We start from the raw sequence: 16,613 nt of genomic DNA, 5'->3' as shown, positions 1-16,613 counted from the left end.
TAGGTGTAAAATCATAAGAGTAAGTTTAAATTGTTATACAATCGTACAAAGCGTAAATTAGGGATACAAAAATATAAACAGTGTTGTACGAGGTAAGGAGAGTAAATTTATGAATAAAAGAGACCTCATTGCACCAGAAAAATATAATATAGTAAATGAGATTGAACAATATGCCGAGCAAACTGATAAGAAAGCCATTATATTTGAAGATGTGCAAGGTCAACGTTATGACATTACATATCATCATTTAATGGAGAAAGCGAACCAAATTGGTCATGTATTTTTAAAGCATGGTTTAACAAAAGGGGACAAAATGTTAATCATGATGCCTAGAAGTATCGCAACATATGAAATATATATTGCAGCATTAAAGTTAGGTATCGTTATCATTCCAAGTTCAGAAATGCTACGCACAAAGGATTTACAATATAGAATCACGCATGGTGAAGTCAAAGCCGCAGTTATTATGAGTGAACGTATTGAAGAGCTAGAAGGTGTAGAACAATTTAATGAGCTAACGAAATTTATCGTTGGTGGTGAACATGAAGATTGGTTTGCATTAGATCAAGAAATGGAATCACAAGATATTCATTTAGATACTGCGGATACTTCAAGTGAAGATGTAACATTATATTCATATACATCAGGAACGACTGGTAATCCGAAAGCTGTAATCCATTCGCATGGTTGGGGTTACGCACATATGCAAATGGCACCAGAACATTGGTTAAGTATTAAGGAGGACGATTTAGTTTGGGCTACTGCTGCCCCTGGCTGGCAAAAGTGGGTATGGAGCCCGTTACTATCTATATTAGGTTCAGGTGCCACAGCGTTTGTATTTAATGGTCGTTTTGCAGCTGAAAAATACTTACAATTATTACAAGATTATCAAATCAATGTACTTTGTTGTACACCTACTGAGTATCGTATTATGGCGAAATCACCGCACCTCACGGATTATAATTTAGAACATTTGCATAGTGCAGTTTCAGCAGGTGAACCGCTCAATAGAGAAGTAGTAGAGAAATTTAAAGATAACTTTGATTTAACTGTGCGAGATGGTTATGGACAAACAGAAAGTACATTATTAATTGGTTTCTTAAAGGATACAGAAAGCCGACCTGGTTCTATGGGTAAAGCGATACCGGGTAGCCAAGTTACTGTCGTTGACGATGATGGTGAAATTGCACCTGTTGGAGAAATCGGTAATATTGCAGTGCCGGTAGACTTACCTGCATTATTTAAAGGTTATTATAAAGATCCAGAAAGAACTGAAGAACCGAAAGTGGGAGATTACTTTATCACAGGTGATTTGGCCAAACGTGATGAAGATGGTTATTTCTGGTTCGAAGGGCGCCGAGATGATATTATCATTAGTTCAGGTTATACAATTGGACCATTCGAAGTAGAAGACTCATTGACTAAACACCCTTACGTTAAGGAGTGTGCAGTGGTAGCGAGTCCGCATGAAATTAGAGGTAATATCGTTAAAGCATTTGTGATATTACAAGATGATATAGAAGGTAATGAAGACACAGTGAAAGACTTACAAAACTTTGTTAAACAAGATGTTGCACCTTATAAATACCCAAGAGCTATTGAATTTGTCGAAGATTTACCGAAGACAAACTCAGGTAAAATACGTCGCGTAGAATTAAGAGACGCAGAACAACAAAAATTCAAATAACCAGTATTTCACTTAAAAGCGAGGACGCGTTGATGGTCCTCGCTTTTTTTATGTATTTATTTATCTATTGCAACACAAAACACCCTACAGCCTTACATATCATGTAAAGTACTGTAGGGTGTTTTAACTTATTAGTGACCTGCCATCCATGGGCGGGGTGCTTGAGGTGTCTTGCGTTGTTGTTTAGGCAGTTTATCTTTAGAAACGACTTTAGGTTCTTGACCTTGTTCGATACGTTTTTTTAATTTAGTATTCATTGTGTTCGTTTGAAATGCTGTGAAGACGCGTTTTGACATAGAGCCACAAGTAGGGCATGATGCAGTTTCGTGTGAATCGTTTATTGACTGTTTGAGTGTGAATTCATCGCATTTTGGACATGCGTATGTGTATTGCGGCATTACTCATCAGGCTCCAAGTTAGGTAAGATATCGGCATTGAAGATTTCACGTGGAATAGCTAAAGTACAACAAGCATTTGGCACATCAACGATACCCGCAACTGTACCTTGAACAGGTGCAGAACCTAATAACATATAGGCTTGTTCGCCAGTGAAACCACGTGTTTTTAAGAATTCGATTGCGTTTAAACAAGCATTACGATAAGCCGTGTTTGCATCTAAGTATGTTTGTTTACCGTTAAATTCATTTACTGAAATACCTTCGAAGACAATGTAATCAGTATAGTTTGGCATAACTGGGCCTGGTTTAAATGCAGGGTTTTTCTTAATGCTATATTTTTCCATACCATTTTTAATGACATTAACACGTAATTCAATCCAGCCTGGCATTTCAATACCGCCACAGAAAGTGATTTCGCCATCACCTTGAGAGAAATGTAAATCTCCGACAGATAGTTTGGCGCCGTCTACAAATACTGGGAAGTACACACGAGAACCTTTAGATAAGTTCTTGATATCGCAGTTACCTCCGTTTTCACGTGGTGGAACTGTACGTGCACCTTCTTTAGCTACGCGTTCGAAATCTTTCCCCTTAAGATTCCCAACTACTGCTGCATCTGTTTCTGGTAAATTTGCTAGTACAGGTTCACGGTTCGGATCAGTGTCTACTAATTCTCGTTCACGGCGCTTCCATTCATCTAACATTTCTTGTGAAGGTGCTACACCGATTAACCCTGGATGAATAATACCAGCGAATTCAACGCCAGGTACGTGACGGCTTGTCGCATAGATACCGTTGAAATCCCAGATAGATTTTTGAGCATTCGGATAGTGATCAACTAAGAAACTACCGCCGTTTGTCTTATCGAAAATACCGTTAAAGCCCCACGCATGCTCTTCAAAAGTACCGATATCTAAAATATCGACTACAAGTAAATCGCCAGGTTCAACGCCATTAACGTGCACAGGTCCACTTAACACGTGCACACGGTTTAAATTGACGTTCTTAATATCGCTTGCATCATCATTGTTACCAATTTGTCCGTCCGTCCAATCTAAACACTCCATACGGAATGATTCTCCAGGATCTACTGAAAATGCTGCTGGAATATCTGGATGCCATCTGTTGTGTCCTGGGTGATCTTGTTGATCCATTTTCTTGTTTAAATCAATGTTAAATAACTTTTTAGGCATATTATAATCCCCCTTGATTATTATTAATATAATATGACTGAATTTTCCGTCAATTAAATTTTATCACATTTTAATGTAAAAGTACTATACAAGTGATAAAAGTGACGGTAGTAATCTAGATAAAAGGTAGCTTTGTTGAGCTTCAACGCCACGCTCATTATTTATGATGAGGTTATGTGAGATTGTTCATTATATGATACACTACAAGTTAGTTATGAAATCGCTTACGAACAGGAGGAATTCGTATCTGTACAGGATTTTCAGTGCAGTCTGTACTGCAACATAATTATCTAGCAAGGACGATGGACTTTGCGTTTGAATCTAATAACATTCCTATAGTTGTCCCAACGCATTACAACTACGAATTTGAAATAGCAGGGAACCAGGAACTGAAATATGGTTTCGTCGGAACGGCGATGATGGTCGGACAATATCGCTTTAGTGATGGCGTAAATGAACAGGGCTTGGCTATTTCTAACCATTATTTTAGTAGGCTTGCGAGTTATACTACCAACCCAAGAGAGGGGTACTTTAACGTAGGACCAGAAGAATTTATCTTATGGTTACTTGGATTTAATAATTCAATAGCAACGTTGAAACAGAATATTGCTCAAGTGAATATCGTAGCTATCGGTAATAAAGCATTAGACAATATACCTCCGCTACACTTTATCGTGACAGATAAAACAGGAGAGACTGTGACAATTGAACCCCACAATGGTTTGTTAGTAGTGAAAGAGAATCCTGTACATGTGTTGACGAATAGCCCAAATTTAGAATGGCATTATGAAAATTTAAAAAACTTCACACATATATCGCCTCAGCAACATCAACAAAAACAATTTGGTGAACGAAACTTTGAAGCACTCGGTAACGCTGGAGGCACATTTGGTTTGCCAGGAGGATTCACATCATCTGAACGTTTTGTAAGAGCGGCATATTTACGTCAACATTTAATATTAGAGGGCAGAGATATTAATCAACATGTCAACCAATGCTTTAAAGTGTTGGACAATGTCAGTGTTCCGTACGGTGCGATTAAGGAAAATGGTGAAACGCACTATACACAATTTCAGTGTGTTTTAGACTGTAAGCATCAGACGTACTATATTAAACCTTATGATAGTAGTGAAGTGTTTGAAGTCCAGCTATGCCAAACGTTACTTGAAAAGGATACGCCGACGTATTTTTCATTAGAACACAAATTTAAAACGCATCGTCTCAATTAATGTTTAATACATAGTACACATTGAAGGTATTCTTGACAAAAACGAATAATAAGTATAAATTAGTAACAATGGATAAAAATAGCAAGGTTAATGAGAGCATCGTTTCCTATTAGCGTGAAAGCTTTAGCGAGGCGTTAATCAATTGATTGGCGTTCTTGAAAAAGCGGACAAACATATAAGGAATGTTGAGATCATTCGGCTATTATAATAAAATCGTTTAAATCAATTTTACAAATAATATTTCAATATAGATGAAGGTAGCAAAGCAAAACATTCGATAACAATGCGTTGTAATGAAACCGACAAGTCTAATAAATCGCTACGGGTTTATTATGGTTTGTCGGTTTTTTTGTAAAGAAGCATTAACACTACAAATATCAATAAGTAAGGAGGTATGACGAAATGTTTAGTTCCCTTAACCCAAGCGTGTTATTAATAATTAATTACATATTCGTGATCATTTCACTCTTGAGTGGTGTGGTCTTTTTAAATAAACGTGTTCCACTAAGTTATGTGCGTGTGCACGTACTGTTAGTGGCATTCCCACCATTAATAACGTTTATCGGTTTAATATTTGCACATAAAAATGAAGCGATTGGCCTATTTTACTCTGATGTGCTTGCGTGGCTCATGGCAGCTTTTGTATTGATGGTTGGGTTAATTATTCAACGTTACTGTATTCGTTATTTATCAGGTGATATGCATTACCGTAAGTATTTCTTGATGTTTACATTGACGACAAGCTTTGCCTCTACAGCATGGTTAACAGGTGATATTCGTATCATGGTACTTTGTTGGGGTCTTACACTGATAGGTCTAACGATTTTAATCGGTTTACAAAGTGCTTGGAAAGTAACGCGTGCCGCTGCGATAGTAACAGGTAAATCATTCTTAATCGGTTGGTTAGCGTTGTTAATTGCAGTGATATGGATAGGTATCTCTACAGGACATTGGACGTATCAATCAATCTATTCACCACAAAACATAGATCGAATGGGTGAGGGTACGCGTTTAGGTATACATTTACTAATGGTTATAGCTGTATTAGTACCGGCAGCACAGTGGCCTTTCCAAAGATGGTTGATAGAATCCGTTGCCGCTCCTACGCCAGTATCAGCAATTATGCATGCGGGTATTGTGAACGCTGGTGGGATTATGTTAACGCGATTTTCACCGTTGTTTAGCAGTGATATTGCAACTGTGATTTTAGTGTTATTAGCCAGTGTATCAGTTGTTATTGGTGCAGGTATTAGTTTAGTGCATGTAGATTATAAACGCCTGCTCGTAGGTTCCACTATCGGACAAATGGGCTTTATGTTAGTGCAATGTGCTTTAGGTGCTTATATACCAGCAATTATACATTTGATTTTACATGGCATATTTAAAGCAACCCTCTTTTTAAGATCAGGTTCAGCAGTGCGTCATTTCAGTGTGCCAAGACGTGCAAATGAACGGATGTCATATTTCTGGATTGTTGCAGGTCGTGTCTTAGCGTTATTGATCGGTTTAAGTTACTGGTTGAGTGCACCAAGTGAAGGCTACCGTATCGTCAGTGGTTTAATATTAGCATGGTCGCTTTCTTTATCATGGACACAACTTGTGGCATTTGGTGAAGGGAAATTAGGTCGTATATTAGGTTTAGGCACAATGATTATCGTAGGTGCAGTATATGAACTGATACATCACTTTTTCGCAGAAACGTTGCATACGATAACATTTGCACAAGGTGAACCACCGTTATTCTTAGTATTGGTTGTTGCAGTCATTTTATTATTAGGTAGTACGATAAGTATGTGGGTTGCACGTCATCGCAATTCTAGATTATTTTCAATTATTTATATGAGAATCGTACATTTGGGTGAAGCGCATAATAGTGCGGTTGAACGCCATCCAAACTACCTAAAAAAATATATCGCTAGAGGAGGACGTTAAGATGGGAGTAACAACAAACGATAAACAGACTAACCAGTTTATTACGGACACAGTCTATGCTTACATTGATGAAGCTAAAAATGTCATCGTCCCTCTATCTCCCATTTCAATATTTGCAGCGCGTAATCCGTGGTCAGGACTAGAACATCAACAATTTGATGAAGTGGCTAGGATGTTATGGAATGCACGTAACGTTGATATTTATCCTTCAGCAGCAATCATGTTAGAAGCAAAAACACGTGGTGAAATTAATACCGAAATTGTTGAAGATTTAACTGAGCAGTGGTTAGCACAAGCGCAATTCACAATTCCTAAAAATGATGCGGAACAATACGTTAGAAAAGCAATCACGTTAGAATCTCCGTCAGTAAGTCAAAAGGAACAACAGCACATTGAAACTTTATTAAAAAAACGTTCAGAGTTGAACGAAACACATCATATGAGATATCAACAAAAGATTTTAGTAAGTCAATATTTGCGTGCCGACAACGGTCAACCACTCAATAAAATAGTGGATTATCATGTAATCAAATGGTGTAAATTATATTTGGATGATGCTCAAGCAGGGTGGACAATGCCAAATCGCGAGCGAGGGTTATTCTATGCATGGCGACATTTGGCACAACACGATCCTGCGTTGTCGAAACAACAGCGCGACCATATTAAACAGTTATCTGATAATCCTCAAGAAGTTATCAAGATGACCCTCACACAATTAGATGTTCCTCAAGATAAAGTTCAAGGCTATTTCGAAAACCATCTCCTAGCCTTACCAGGATGGGCAGGTATGATGTTATGGCAAGAACAAAATAATGATATAGAGTCCCAATTGATTGAGGATTATTTAGCGTTACGTTTAGGATTAGAATGGGTATTTGTAGCACCTAATTTACCTGTAGAACGCGATACAAATCAAGTGGTGCCAGAGGTCGTGCAAGCGATTATAAAATGGGTGAACTGGAGTAATTTCTCAATAGATCAATGGTTCGAGCTTACAGAAGCACAGCAACGCCAATATTTAGCGTTCAGTGCTCAATTTGATGACCATCAACGCCGTAAACTATGGCTTGAAGCTTGGGAAATGACTTACAAACAGCAACTGAAAGCACAAGTGACACCCGAAACTACAAATGAAGTTTCTCACTCAGTAGAGCAATCATCTAAGAGTACCATCACACCACAAGCGCAGCTCGCTTTCTGTATCGATGTGCGCTCAGAACCATTCCGCCGACAAATTGAAGCGGCTGGGCCATTCGAAACGATTGGAATAGCAGGTTTCTTTGGTTTGCCTATTGAAAAATGTGAACTCGATGCCCCACATACACATGCGTCGTTACCAGTGATGAATGAACCGCAACATCGTATTCAAGAATATACACACGAAAAACAACCGCACCTCTTTCAACAACGTAAACATACTTTAGAGTCGGTTACGTATACGTTTAAGAAAATGAAACAAAACGTCTTACCGAGCTTACTCTTACCAGAATTGAGTGGTCCATGGTTAACGCTACAAATGTTATCGCGTAGCTTTGTACCCGGACGTACTGGTACTTTAATTAGAAACTTCTATAAAAGGTGGCTACGAAAACCACAAGATACGGCATTAACACTCGATCATCAGCCTCATCAACACGATGATGAGTTGCCAGTCGGGTTTACACAACAAGAGCAGATTAATTATGCACAACAAACTTTAAAAATGATGGATTTAACACACGATTTTGCGCCACTCGTGGTGCTGTGTGGTCACGGTAGCCATAGTGCAAATAATCCCTATGCTGCTTCATTAGACTGCGGTGCGTGTGGTGGTGCAGCAAGTGGCTTTAATGCAAAAGTACTGGCACAATTGTGTAACTTACCTGATGTACGCAAAGGTTTAGTTGACCACGGTATTGAGATTCCTGAAAATACAGTGTTTGCAGCGGCTGAACACCATACTTCTGTTGACGATTTAGAATGGATTTATTTACCTAATCTAACAGATCAAGCACAAACTGCATTTGAAGAAATTCAACAAGCTTTACCTGATATTAGTAAGCATGCAAATACGCAACGACTGGCACAATTGCCGAACCATCATATAACGAAGAAAGACCCGCTTAAAGAGGCTAACCGTCTCGCAAATGACTGGAGTGAAATTAGACCAGAATGGGGTCTTGCAAGGAATGCAGCATTTATTATAGGGCAACGTAGTCTAACTGAAGGTACAGATCTACAAGGACGCGTATTCTTGCATAACTATGATTGGGAGCAAGATTCAGATGGTGTGTTACTGGCTAATATCATCGGAGGTCCAGCAACCGTTGCGCAGTGGATTAACTTGCAATATTACGCTTCAACTGTGGCCCCGCATTATTACGGTAGTGGTAGTAAAACAACGCAAACAATTACTGCTGGTATCGGTGTCATGCAAGGTAATGCAAGTGATTTAATGACAGGTCTTCCTTGGCAATCAGTAATGTCAGGCGACGATAAAATGTATCACGCCCCAATAAGATTGCTTATCGTGGTTGAAGCACCTCAATCATTTGTAAAACGGTTACTACAAGAAAATGAAGCATTTGCTCAAAAATTAAAAAATGGTTGGATTCAACTAGCAAGTATTGATGAAAATAAACAATGGCATGATTGGACTGCTAACTCAGTTTCATAATGAGCATAGGCCTTAACGATGAATATACTATAGAGATAATGCTCAGTAATAAGCCCATCAAAGATTAAAGAATCTTTGATGGGCTTAACTTATATATCAATGTTTAAGCATATTTGCTCGCTTACCTAGGGGGCGGGTCGAACTTCGGTTTCGACACGATAACGGTAGTATATATGTGTCTCGCAAAATATTCAGTACTTAAATGCTGTTACTTCAAAAAATGAGTGATTTCTTTTTATTTTTTAAGATGCATGCACTTTGTGTAATTGTAAATTATTGTACATTCCACTATGTCGTATTGAAATACAAAATGGTAAAATGATAACGTTAGCTTGGAGCAGGCTATTTTCACAAAGAAGTTATTTTAAATTAAGGTTTTACAGGAGATGTATGACTAATGAAAAAGACCAAAGGTACATATGAATCCGAGATTAGTAAGGCGATCACGCAATGGGAAAAAGACTACTTAGGGCGAGGTTCGCTCTCTGTGAAGACCGATATTGTACGTGACATGATTATCGTCAATTTACAAGGGGTTTTAACGCAAGCTGAATATAAAGTATGCGAAACAAATGAAGGCTTATTAACGATTAAACGTACACGTTCAAAACTTGTAGAATCCGGGTTAGATGCATTATACGATATCATTGATTCCACTACAGGTGCGGAAGTCAAAAGTTTTCACACTGATTTAAGTTCGAGAACGGGTGAACGTGTGATGATATTTAAATTGACTGATGATTTAGCTAAACAATTGAATGACTAATGTGTTAACGAATGGCATCATTATTTGATTAAAGGTTACACATTCATAAATGGTTGTGTTTGTTTTCAAAAATTGTAGATCGTCATAGGTTCTGTTTCAAAGATAAAACCGAAGTTGGATTTATTTTATAGTAAAATACTTTACTATAAAATGATCATGTAACAGCACGAGAAGGAGGAAACACAATTTGAAACAAGTTCAAAACATCATAAATTCATTAATAGAACCTTTAACAAAACCAGAAACATATCAAACACTAATTTCAAATTTAATTATGATAGTCATTTATATCATTGTTGCTTGGATTGTATTGTTTTTCGTCAATAAAGCAATTGCACAATTTTTCAAGATCCAAAACAAAGGTAGAAATGGTAATAAAAAACGTTCAAAAACATTAGTATCACTTATTCAAAATGTCGTATCATATGTGGTATGGTTTATAGTGTTAACTACAATTCTTAGCAAATTTGGTATCAGCGTAGAAGGCATTATAGCCAGTGCAGGAGTTGTAGGATTAGCAGTCGGTTTCGGTGCACAAACGGTCGTTAAAGATGTCATTACTGGTTTCTTTATCATTTTTGAAAATCAATTTGACGTTGGCGATTATGTTAAAATAAATAGCGGTGGGACAACTGTGGCAGAAGGTACTGTCACATCAATCGGTTTACGCTCAACACGCATCAAAACGGTGACCGGCGAATTAACGACTTTACCGAATGGTAGCATGGGTGAGATTACGAACTATTCAGTAACAAACGGGGAAGCACTAGTTGAAATTCCAGTTTCAATCGATGAAGATATCGATTATGTAGAAGAGATATTAAATGAACATTTTGAAGCATTACGTTCGAAATATTATTTATTTATTTCAAATCCTAAAGTGCTTGGTATTAGTCGCATTACGCGTGACGAAATGATTGTAACGATTTCAGCTGAAACGATTCCAGGAGAAGGTTTCGCGGCTGGACGTATTTTAAGAAAAGAGATACTCAAACTCTTTAAAGCGAAAGATGTAAAGGTACCTCAGCCTGTTATGTTACAATATGATTCCAATCAACAACCTTAATACTATACACTTCGGAGGTGTGAGACATGACATCAGAATACGGTTTAAATGATATTGTAGAGATGAAGAAGCAACACGCTTGTGGAACAAATCGCTTTAAGATTATTCGTTTAGGTGCAGATATCCGAATCAAATGTGAAAATTGTCACCGTAGCATCATGCTTCCGAGACAAACTTTCAATAAAAAACTAAAAAAAATACTAGTATCTCAACAAGATACTGATAATAAGGAGAATGACTAAATGGCTTTAACAGCAGGTATTGTCGGCTTACCTAACGTAGGTAAGTCTACGCTATTCAATGCAATCACTAAAGCGGGTGCGCTCGCTGCGAACTATCCATTCGCGACGATAGATCCGAACGTCGGCATTGTAGAAGTGCCAGATCATAGATTAAATGTATTAACAGAAATGGTAGAACCTAAGAAAACAGTACCAACAACATTCGAATTTACAGATATTGCAGGTATTGTAAAAGGTGCATCAAAAGGTGAAGGATTAGGTAACAAGTTCTTATCACATATCCGTGAAGTTGATGCGATTTGCCAAGTAGTACGTGCATTTGATGATGATAATGTTACACACGTATCAGGTCGTGTAGATCCAGTCGACGATATCGAAGTTATCAACATGGAATTAGTACTCGCTGATTTAGAATCTGTAGAAAAACGTCTACCTAAAATTGAAAAAATGGCGAGACAAAAAGATAAAGATGCGATTAACGAGCAACGCATTTTATCAAGAATTAAAGAGGCATTAGAAGAAGGTACGCCTGTAAGAGGATTAGAGTTTACTGAAGAAGACCAAAAATATGTAAACCAAGCCCACTTATTAACTTCTAAAGAAATGTTATACATTGCGAATGTTGGCGAAGATGAAATCAATGACGAAGACAATGACAAAGTTAAAGCCATTCGTGAATATGCAAGCAAAGAAGGTTCAGAAGTCATCGTAATTAGTGCGAAGATTGAAGAAGAAATCGCAACTTTAGATGATGAAGATAAAGAAATGTTCCTAGAAGATTTAGGTATTGAAGAACCTGGATTAGATCGCTTAATCAAAACAACATACGATTTATTAGGTTTAGCGACATACTTCACAGCAGGTGTTGAAGAAGTGCGTGCATGGACATTTATTAAAGGAATGACTGCACCACAATGTGCGGGAATCATCCATACTGACTTTGAACGCGGATTTATTCGTGCCGAAGTAACGAGCTATGATGACTACGTTGAATATAATGGTGAAAATGGAGCCAAAGAAGCGGGTAAACAACGCTTAGAAGGTAAAGAATACATCATGAAAGATGGCGACGTCGTTCATTTCAGATTTAACGTTTAAAGTAGAATATTATAAAGAGCCCTTACAGAAAATGACTTCTGTAAGGGCTCATATTATTTTATTAAGAAGTAAACCAATCAGTGTTTACGTTTGGACCAGTGTAGTTAGCGTCTACATCTTGGTTAAGTTCTGGTGAATGATATTTACTTGTGTATTGCCATAAAACATGTTCACGTGTTGGGCGATCTGGGTTGTAATTAGCTAACCAGAAACCATCATAATCACTAACTGTTTGTGTAAGGTTTTGACGCATGAAGTTTTCATAAGAATATAATAAGACTTTTTTATCTCCAGCTAAACCTTTCATTTCGTCATACCAAGCAGAAGTACTTTCGTTTACGCCACCGCTTGTGACATTATTTTGTTCGAAATCGTTAACGTAGAAGCTTGCTTTAGGTGCACGGTTATATAAGATACGTGCTTCGTTACGTGCATCTTGTGGGTTTGTGTACATACTATAAGAATAAACACCGAATTTCATACCATATTGATCTAATAAAGCTGAGTTATGTGCAAGTGCTGCATCAACTTTAGCTGAACCGTATTGACCACGGATTATGATGAAGTCATAGTTTTCTTTTAACTCTTTGACTTGTTGCGCAGTAAGTTGACCTTGCCATTCAGATATGTCTAACACGCGGTCACCATTTGCTGTTGTACCAGCTTCAGATTTAAGTTGAGGTGATTTTGTCTTAGCTTCGGGATGCTTTTTAACATATTGTTGGTAACCATATCCCATTGTACCTTTTTCACTCGTTGATTCTTCAGCGGCATTGGCATTATGTATCGTCAATGATGATATGAATAATACACTCATAGAGACGAGGCTTTTCTTAAAAGTAGAAACCATTACTTACTCCTTTGTTTATATAACATTTTGAAAGTATTTGGTGTATTTGAGTAAAATTAAATTTAGTTCAATACACCTAACTCGTATCCTATAAGAAATCAAATTTTTTATCAAGTACAGTGTAAAAAAGAATAAATACGATTTGAAATAATGTTGTTTTCAGTTTAATAATTAAAGTTATTTTAAATTTTTCTCTATATTAATGGGGGATTAATGCGAGTAGAACGCGGTGTGAGGGAGCCGAAATTTAAATATTTGCAGTGTTTCATATGAAACAACTGGAAAATAGTTGCTGTTTTGAAAATCCATTGTAAATTGTAAAGGTCTATGCTATAATTCTTGGATGTGAGTAATGAAAATTATTCCTTGCTTATCACATTGAGATGATGAGCCGTATAGACCACAAGGAGGTGCAATTATAAAATGAGAACATATGAAGTGATGTACATCGTTCGTCCAAATATGGAAGAAGATGCTAAAAAAGCATTAGTTGAACGTTTCAACGGCATCCTAGCTTCACACGGTTCAGAAGTTTTAGAAGAAAAAGACTGGGGTAAACGCCGTCTTGCTTATGAAGTTGAAGACTTCACTGAAGGTTACTACAACATCGTACGTATCCAAACAAGTGACAATGAAGCTACTGATGAATTCCAACGTTTAGCTAAGATCAACGACGATATTCTTCGTTATATCGTTATTCGTGAAGACGAAGATAAAACAAGAAAATAGTAATTGGGGGTCATTTTTATGATAAATAGAGTTGTTTTAGTCGGTCGTTTAACAAAGGATCCAGAATATAGAACAACACCCTCAGGCGTGAGTGTTGCGACTTTTACCCTTGCGGTAAATCGTACGTTTACAAATGCGCAAGGGGAACGCGAAGCTGATTTCATTAACTGTGTCGTTTTTAGAAAGCAAGCAGAAAATGTAAATAACTATTTATTCAAAGGTAGTTTAGCAGGCGTCGATGGTCGCATCCAATCACGTAGTTATGAAAATCAAGAAGGTCGTCGTATTTTTGTCACTGAAGTTGTTTGTGATAGTGTTCAATTCCTTGAACCTAAAAATCAAAACCAACGCCATTCACAAGATGGAAACAACAATTTCCAAGACTTTGGACAAGGCTTTGGCGGACAACAATCAGGTCAAAATGCTTCTTATCAGAACAATAACAATTCATCTAACCAAAATAATCAATCTGACAACCCATTTGCGAATGCAAACGGTCCGATTGATATTAGTGATGATGACTTACCATTCTAAGCTACAGACATGAATGCTCATGTGTAGTTTGTAGAATATCAAGCAGATTAAATGAAACATTATCAAAGCGATAATGTATATGAACGTAATAGAAAAATAATTTAAAAGGGAGGCAGTTAATCATGGCAGGTGGACCAAGAAGAGGCGGACGTCGCCGTAAAAAAGTTTGCTACTTCACAGCAAACGGAATCACACACATCGATTATAAAGACACTGAGTTATTAAAACGTTTTATCTCAGAACGCGGTAAGATTTTACCACGTCGTGTAACTGGTACTTCAGCTAAATATCAACGTATGTTAACTTTAGCTATCAAACGTGCTCGTCACATGGCATTATTACCATATGTTAAAGAAGATCAATAAGATTTATTGGTCTCTAGAACACCCCGTAGGCGTAGGCTTACGGGGTTTTGTGTTATTGTGAAATGGGCATGATATGAAAAATATTAACTCTTTGGATACCATTTTATGTGATAAATGCTTGTGTCTAAAAATAAAACGTATTACAATGTAACACAAGGAGTTGTTAACTATGTCAAAATCACAAACAATCACTGTTCGTATCAGTGAAGAAGATAAAAAGATAATTCAACACTATTCAAAAATACATGGCCTAAGTTCATCAGAATTATTAAAAAAAGCAACGTTAGAAAAAATTGAAGATGAGATTGATTTAGAGCATTACAATCAAGCAATGAAAGAGTATGAAAAAGATAATACAACGTATTCGGTTGATGATATGGATAGTATGTTGGGGTTATAATGAGTTATAAAGTAAGATATACTAAAACGGCAATGAAGCAACTTAAAAAGTTAGATAAACCAACGGCTAAGTTATTGACTGAATGGATTAAGCGTAATTTAGATGGTATCGAAGAACCTAGACGTATAGGCAAGCCACTTACAGATAATAAGTCTAATCAATGGCGTTATAGAAAAGGTAACTATAGAATTATTGTCGATATACAAGATGAAGAAATTATCATACTGGTGTTAGCTATTGGACATAGAAGAGATATTTATCGAAAGTAAACTACTAAATACAATAATGTATTCGGTAGTTTTTTATTATGGATTTTTATAAGAGAGACGAGCACAAATATAAAACGTATTTCTTAGTGAGACAATAATATTAATATATAGCAAGGATGAATAAGTAGTAAAATATGTACAAACGGTAGAAGTGATTTAAATGAAATTATAGTAATATGCTCGTTGGATTATTATTTTCTTGGCTTAAAGATAATCAATAGTATTTTCAACCTCACCTATTAAGTTAGGTGGGGTTATTTGTATTTTTTGGCTTTATACATTTTACTAACAAGTTATTATATTTATGTATTTAATAGTAAATCAAGTAAAGCGAAAAAATTATTATGTTGAAATCCTCTGCATGCCTATGCTTATAGGGTGTTTTTATAGATGTTTAAAGTCTTGACATTTCTAATTGTATAACTATTTTATATCTATAAATTTATATTGTGATATTTACTTCCTTATTATACTGTGATAAATTTTATTTAATAATTTATAGGAGGTTATGTATATGAAATTCATATACAATCTCCAATATTTATAGCTATAGCGACTCTTGCATATGGAGTGATTAGTATATATATCATTAGTAAATATAAAGAAGATATTATAGAAATAAATTAATTTTAGCCCTCCCATAAGTAAAAATTTGGGGGGTTTTTTAGTATGCAATCATGGAGGTTATAAAAATAAATTATCTTCTCATAATTGTTATAAAATTTCAGGTTGCTAGGTAAAACTGTTATAAAAGTATGTTGAAACTAAAATGACTCTGATATATAATGTTATTTATACACAAAATAAATAAATTTAATTAATTATTTTATCTAAAATAGAGGTGAAGAAATGAGCATCAAAGAGTACATACAACAAACCAAAGAGAATTTATTAAAAATGGAGTTAAAATCAAAAAGTTTTGTAATAATGGTTATATCTATAATTTTATTGAGTATGATTTTTACACCTTTTATAGGCATACCAGCAGGCTTATTTATCGGGTCATATGTGCAGTCAAATTCTTAAATATTTTTTCTAAATCAACTGATAGTGTCTTGTTAAAGGCGCTATCAGTTTTTGTTTGAAGAAATTTATTAAATATTATAGAAATGTATCTAATTGAGCTATTCAAATCATTGGTAATAATAATTAACCTAATAATAAGAGAGGATGAAAAATAATATTATAAGTTTAATTAA

General features: G+C 36.1%; 17 protein-coding genes. 14 read left to right on the top strand and 3 right to left on the bottom strand.

Features of this window, described 5'->3' with window-relative positions; all coding sequences use genetic code 11:
- The first annotated feature begins 109 nt into the window (after positions 1–109).
- On the top strand, positions 110–1,687 hold the full coding sequence (gene mbcS / locus NGI30_RS10045; protein WP_251943632.1) for an acyl-CoA synthetase MbcS: 1,578 nt from the start codon (positions 110–112) through the stop codon (positions 1,685–1,687).
- Positions 1,688–1,818: 131 nt separating this feature from the next.
- On the opposite strand, the gene NGI30_RS10040 is transcribed toward mbcS, so the two are convergent.
- Both NGI30_RS10040 and fmdA read right to left on the bottom strand, forming a co-directional pair.
- Positions 1,819–2,085, bottom strand: coding sequence for an FmdB family zinc ribbon protein (locus NGI30_RS10040; protein ID WP_251943630.1), 267 nt, complete (start codon positions 2,083–2,085; stop codon positions 1,819–1,821).
- A complete protein-coding gene (gene fmdA / locus NGI30_RS10035; protein WP_251943628.1) occupies positions 2,085–3,278 on the bottom strand; it encodes a formamidase in 1,194 nt (397 codons plus the stop codon). The genes NGI30_RS10040 and fmdA overlap by 1 nt, the downstream gene beginning before the upstream one ends.
- A 245-nt stretch (positions 3,279–3,523) precedes the next feature.
- Between fmdA and NGI30_RS10030 the strand changes: the two genes are divergently transcribed.
- From NGI30_RS10030 to ychF, 7 genes are all read left to right on the top strand, one after another.
- Positions 3,524–4,507: a choloylglycine hydrolase family protein gene (locus NGI30_RS10030; RefSeq protein ID WP_251943997.1), complete on the top strand. Its 984-nt coding sequence runs from the start codon at positions 3,524–3,526 to the stop codon at positions 4,505–4,507.
- Between the two features lie 402 nt (positions 4,508–4,909).
- Positions 4,910–6,439 (top strand): NADH dehydrogenase subunit 5, encoded by a 1,530-nt coding sequence (locus tag NGI30_RS10025; RefSeq protein WP_251943626.1) that lies wholly within the window; start codon positions 4,910–4,912, stop codon positions 6,437–6,439.
- Position 6,440: 1 nt separating this feature from the next.
- Positions 6,441–9,095: a DUF2309 domain-containing protein gene (locus NGI30_RS10020; protein ID WP_251943624.1), complete on the top strand. Its 2,655-nt coding sequence runs from the start codon at positions 6,441–6,443 to the stop codon at positions 9,093–9,095.
- 397 nt (positions 9,096–9,492) lie between these two features.
- Positions 9,493–9,861, top strand: a complete 369-nt coding sequence (locus NGI30_RS10015; RefSeq protein WP_251943622.1) for a Na-translocating system protein MpsC family protein — start codon at positions 9,493–9,495, stop codon at positions 9,859–9,861.
- A gap of 187 nt (positions 9,862–10,048) precedes the next feature.
- Positions 10,049–10,927 carry a mechanosensitive ion channel family protein gene (locus tag NGI30_RS10010; protein WP_251943620.1) on the top strand — a complete coding sequence of 293 codons (879 nt, stop codon included), beginning with the start codon at positions 10,049–10,051 and terminating at the stop codon, positions 10,925–10,927.
- A gap of 26 nt (positions 10,928–10,953) precedes the next feature.
- Positions 10,954–11,169: a DUF951 domain-containing protein gene (locus tag NGI30_RS10005; protein ID WP_251943619.1), complete on the top strand. Its 216-nt coding sequence runs from the start codon at positions 10,954–10,956 to the stop codon at positions 11,167–11,169.
- The gene (gene ychF, locus NGI30_RS10000; RefSeq protein WP_251943617.1) at positions 11,170–12,267 is read left to right on the top strand and encodes a redox-regulated ATPase YchF; all 1,098 of its coding nucleotides are present in this window, start codon (positions 11,170–11,172) and stop codon (positions 12,265–12,267) included.
- A 61-nt stretch (positions 12,268–12,328) separates the two neighbouring features.
- On the opposite strand, the gene NGI30_RS09995 is transcribed toward ychF, so the two are convergent.
- Positions 12,329–13,117 (bottom strand): GH25 family lysozyme, encoded by a 789-nt coding sequence (locus tag NGI30_RS09995; RefSeq protein WP_251943615.1) that lies wholly within the window; start codon positions 13,115–13,117, stop codon positions 12,329–12,331.
- Positions 13,118–13,540: 423 nt separating this feature from the next.
- On the opposite strand from NGI30_RS09995, the gene rpsF reads away from it, so the two are divergent.
- The 6 genes from rpsF to NGI30_RS09965 all read left to right on the top strand — a co-directional run bounded on the left by rpsF (position 13,541) and on the right by NGI30_RS09965 (position 16,440).
- Entirely contained in the window at positions 13,541–13,846 is a 306-nt protein-coding gene (gene rpsF, locus NGI30_RS09990) for a 30S ribosomal protein S6 (protein ID WP_251943613.1), read from the top strand.
- An 18-nt stretch (positions 13,847–13,864) separates the two neighbouring features.
- Entirely contained in the window at positions 13,865–14,380 is a 516-nt protein-coding gene (ssb, locus tag NGI30_RS09985; RefSeq protein ID WP_251521359.1) for a single-stranded DNA-binding protein, read from the top strand.
- A gap of 122 nt (positions 14,381–14,502) precedes the next feature.
- Complete coding sequence (gene rpsR / locus NGI30_RS09980; protein WP_251521358.1) at positions 14,503–14,745, top strand: 30S ribosomal protein S18; 243 nt, start codon at positions 14,503–14,505, stop codon at positions 14,743–14,745.
- Positions 14,746–14,914: 169 nt separating this feature from the next.
- Positions 14,915–15,145, top strand: coding sequence for a type II toxin-antitoxin system RelB family antitoxin (gene relB / locus NGI30_RS09975; RefSeq protein WP_251943611.1), 231 nt, complete (start codon positions 14,915–14,917; stop codon positions 15,143–15,145).
- Positions 15,145–15,414 (top strand): type II toxin-antitoxin system RelE family toxin, encoded by a 270-nt coding sequence (locus NGI30_RS09970; RefSeq protein WP_251943609.1) that lies wholly within the window; start codon positions 15,145–15,147, stop codon positions 15,412–15,414. The genes relB and NGI30_RS09970 overlap by 1 nt, the downstream gene beginning before the upstream one ends.
- Before the next feature lie 849 nt (positions 15,415–16,263).
- Positions 16,264–16,440: a VraH family peptide resistance protein gene (locus tag NGI30_RS09965; protein WP_286009870.1), complete on the top strand. Its 177-nt coding sequence runs from the start codon at positions 16,264–16,266 to the stop codon at positions 16,438–16,440.
- Positions 16,441–16,613 lie beyond the last annotated feature (173 nt).

The organism is Staphylococcus sp. Marseille-Q5304 (assembly GCF_943737015.1).
Classification (GTDB): Bacteria; Bacillota; Bacilli; order Staphylococcales; family Staphylococcaceae; genus Staphylococcus; species Staphylococcus hsinchuensis.
This window is presented reverse-complemented; position numbering and strand designations above follow the sequence as displayed.

Bases quoted from the DNA above. Each gene is read 5' to 3' on its own strand.
- mbcS (WP_251943632.1), top strand. From the start codon at position 110: ATGAATAAAAGAGACCTCATTGCACCAGAAAAATATAATATAGTAAAT.
- NGI30_RS10040 (WP_251943630.1), bottom strand. From the start codon at position 2,085: ATGCCGCAATACACATACGCATGTCCAAAATGCGATGAATTCACACTC.
- fmdA (WP_251943628.1), bottom strand. From the start codon at position 3,278: ATGCCTAAAAAGTTATTTAACATTGATTTAAACAAGAAAATGGATCAA.
- NGI30_RS10025 (WP_251943626.1), top strand. From the start codon at position 4,910: ATGTTTAGTTCCCTTAACCCAAGCGTGTTATTAATAATTAATTACATA.
- NGI30_RS10020 (WP_251943624.1), top strand. From the start codon at position 6,441: ATGGGAGTAACAACAAACGATAAACAGACTAACCAGTTTATTACGGAC.
- NGI30_RS10015 (WP_251943622.1), top strand. From the start codon at position 9,493: ATGAAAAAGACCAAAGGTACATATGAATCCGAGATTAGTAAGGCGATC.
- NGI30_RS10005 (WP_251943619.1), top strand. From the start codon at position 10,954: ATGACATCAGAATACGGTTTAAATGATATTGTAGAGATGAAGAAGCAA.
- ychF (WP_251943617.1), top strand. From the start codon at position 11,170: ATGGCTTTAACAGCAGGTATTGTCGGCTTACCTAACGTAGGTAAGTCT.
- NGI30_RS09995 (WP_251943615.1), bottom strand. From the start codon at position 13,117: ATGGTTTCTACTTTTAAGAAAAGCCTCGTCTCTATGAGTGTATTATTC.
- rpsF (WP_251943613.1), top strand. From the start codon at position 13,541: ATGAGAACATATGAAGTGATGTACATCGTTCGTCCAAATATGGAAGAA.
- ssb (WP_251521359.1), top strand. From the start codon at position 13,865: ATGATAAATAGAGTTGTTTTAGTCGGTCGTTTAACAAAGGATCCAGAA.
- rpsR (WP_251521358.1), top strand. From the start codon at position 14,503: ATGGCAGGTGGACCAAGAAGAGGCGGACGTCGCCGTAAAAAAGTTTGC.
- relB (WP_251943611.1), top strand. From the start codon at position 14,915: ATGTCAAAATCACAAACAATCACTGTTCGTATCAGTGAAGAAGATAAA.
- NGI30_RS09970 (WP_251943609.1), top strand. From the start codon at position 15,145: ATGAGTTATAAAGTAAGATATACTAAAACGGCAATGAAGCAACTTAAA.
- NGI30_RS09965 (WP_286009870.1), top strand. From the start codon at position 16,264: ATGAGCATCAAAGAGTACATACAACAAACCAAAGAGAATTTATTAAAA.